Source organism: Streptococcus minor DSM 17118 (genome assembly GCF_000377005.1).
GTDB classification, from domain to species: Bacteria; Bacillota; Bacilli; order Lactobacillales; family Streptococcaceae; genus Streptococcus; species Streptococcus minor.
This window is the reverse complement of sequence record NZ_AQYB01000006.1, coordinates 1-1,848: the sequence shown is the minus strand read 5'-3', so window position 1 is coordinate 1,848 and position 1,848 is coordinate 1. Positions and strand designations below refer to the sequence as shown.

Genomic DNA, 1,848 nt, shown 5'->3' with positions numbered 1-1,848 from the left:
GGTTCGCATCTATTCTCAGACCTAAATATCTATTCCTTGAGAACGTCACAGGACTCCTCAACCACGATGACGGCCATACATTCGAGACCATCATCTGCACGTTGGATGAACTGGGGTATGATGCGGAATGGGAAGTGTTTAACAGCAAGAATTTTGGAGTCCCCCAAAACCGAGAACGGGTGTTCATTGTCGGACATCTTAGAGGAGCAGGTGGACGAGCGATTTTTCCTTTCGGAGGAAATGACACAGCGATTGATAGCCAACAATCAAAAATAAATAAAATTGGTAACATCCGCAAGATGGGCAAATCACAGAGTGGAGATGTGGTTTCCGCTGACGGCTTAGCTCCGACATTGTGCAGCACAACGACGCAGAAGGACCCACTTAAAATAGCTATTCCAGTTCTAACCCCTGACAGACCTGAGAAAAGGCAGAATGGGAGGAGGTTCAAGGGCAACGGAGAGTCTATGTTTACACTGACAGCTCAAGATAAACATGGTGTTGTGGTCAATGAGATAAAAGTTGTGGGAAAAATCGAACCAAATTTCAACCAAAGTGGTTGTGTGTATGATCCAGATGGCATCGCTCCAACCATTCGGACCATGCAGGGCGGAGGGCTTGAGCCAAAAATCATCCAGCGAGGACGAGGTTTTAACCTGGGCGGGGAGCACGATGTAGCACCAACCTTAACTAAAAATAGCTGGCAAGAGAATAATCACTTGTCGGACGGTTTCCGCATCCGCAAGCTGACCCCTCGCGAATGTTGGAGGTTGCAAGGTTTCCCAGATTGGGCTTTTGACAAGGCGCAAGAAGTAAATAGTAATAGCCAGCTGTATAAGCAAGCTGGTAACTCAGTCACAGTAAATGTGATTGAAGCGATAGCAAGGAGATTGAGGTAATAACATGAACATACAAGAAGTGATTAAAAAAGTTGAACATATGGGAGAATATGAACGTTTTGTAGATGAACCAATATCTAAGAAGTCTGTATTAAATATTCTATCCCAAATCGACGAACCAGCCAAGGTCGTTGTGCCGAAGGTAGCTATAGAATACTACGAGGAATACAAAGATAAGCTTACTGGATTTGATGAGTGGTTTGGTGACTTTTGGGATGGGAGATTTCTTGAAGAATTTCCGCAAGCGGAACAACTATCGGAGTGGTTGTATAATAACGATAATTATACCAACCGACAGCGTGAACTGGCACTTGCTACGCTGATTGTAAATGGACCAGATGCTGTGGAAATCGAGCAAGAGCAGTTGTACAGGGTTAAATTTCCAACGGGCCAGCAGTTGTACAAGAATCATCCAAATGGTAGTAGCAAAGAAGTAATCGTAATCAAGTTCGCTCATTATGCAGAAAAAGATGGTCATTTTACCAAAAGAGAATTAAAAGAAGCCGGATTTGGCTGGGTGTTTGATTGTGAAGGTGTAAAAGTAGAAGAGGTGGAGTGATGACAGAAATCGAAAAAATCTCGGAAGAGTTAAAAGAATACGATGTACCAGATGAATTGATTGGACGCATCGAGAATCTCTTGGCTAATTTATATGCGGAAAAAGAAAGGTTGCTTATAGAAGAAAGTTGGAGACTATTTCCTGATCGGATGGGCAAATGAGGTGGAGTGATGGATTGGCCGATATTAGACTTTTTATTTTATCTCATCATCCTATCCGGGCTAATAGCGATTTTAACCGTTATTTGGATACTTATCATTAGCATGATAGGTATGTTTTTCGAAAAATAGGAGGCAGAAAATGATACAGAGATATAGAGCATTTTACGAAGGTAAGATGTATGGAGTTAAAGCTGTAATCTGGACCAGTCGCGGATTGTACGTGACGTTG

General features: G+C 42.6%; 3 protein-coding genes. All 3 read left to right on the top strand.

Going from position 1 to position 1,848, the window contains the following annotated elements; all coding sequences use genetic code 11:
* Positions 1 to 899, top strand: an 899-nt coding sequence (dcm, locus tag F602_RS11040) for a DNA (cytosine-5-)-methyltransferase (RefSeq protein WP_018165949.1), incomplete at its 5' end; no start/stop codon positions are given.
* A gap of 4 nt (positions 900 to 903) precedes the next feature.
* A complete protein-coding gene (locus tag F602_RS10100) occupies positions 904 to 1,458 on the top strand; it encodes a DUF1642 domain-containing protein (RefSeq protein ID WP_018165948.1) in 555 nt (184 codons plus the stop codon).
* Positions 1,458 to 1,619 (top strand): hypothetical protein, encoded by a 162-nt coding sequence (locus tag F602_RS10950; RefSeq protein WP_018165947.1) that lies wholly within the window; start codon positions 1,458 to 1,460, stop codon positions 1,617 to 1,619. The genes F602_RS10100 and F602_RS10950 overlap by 1 nt, the downstream gene beginning before the upstream one ends.
* The last annotated feature ends 229 nt before the right edge of the window (positions 1,620 to 1,848 follow it).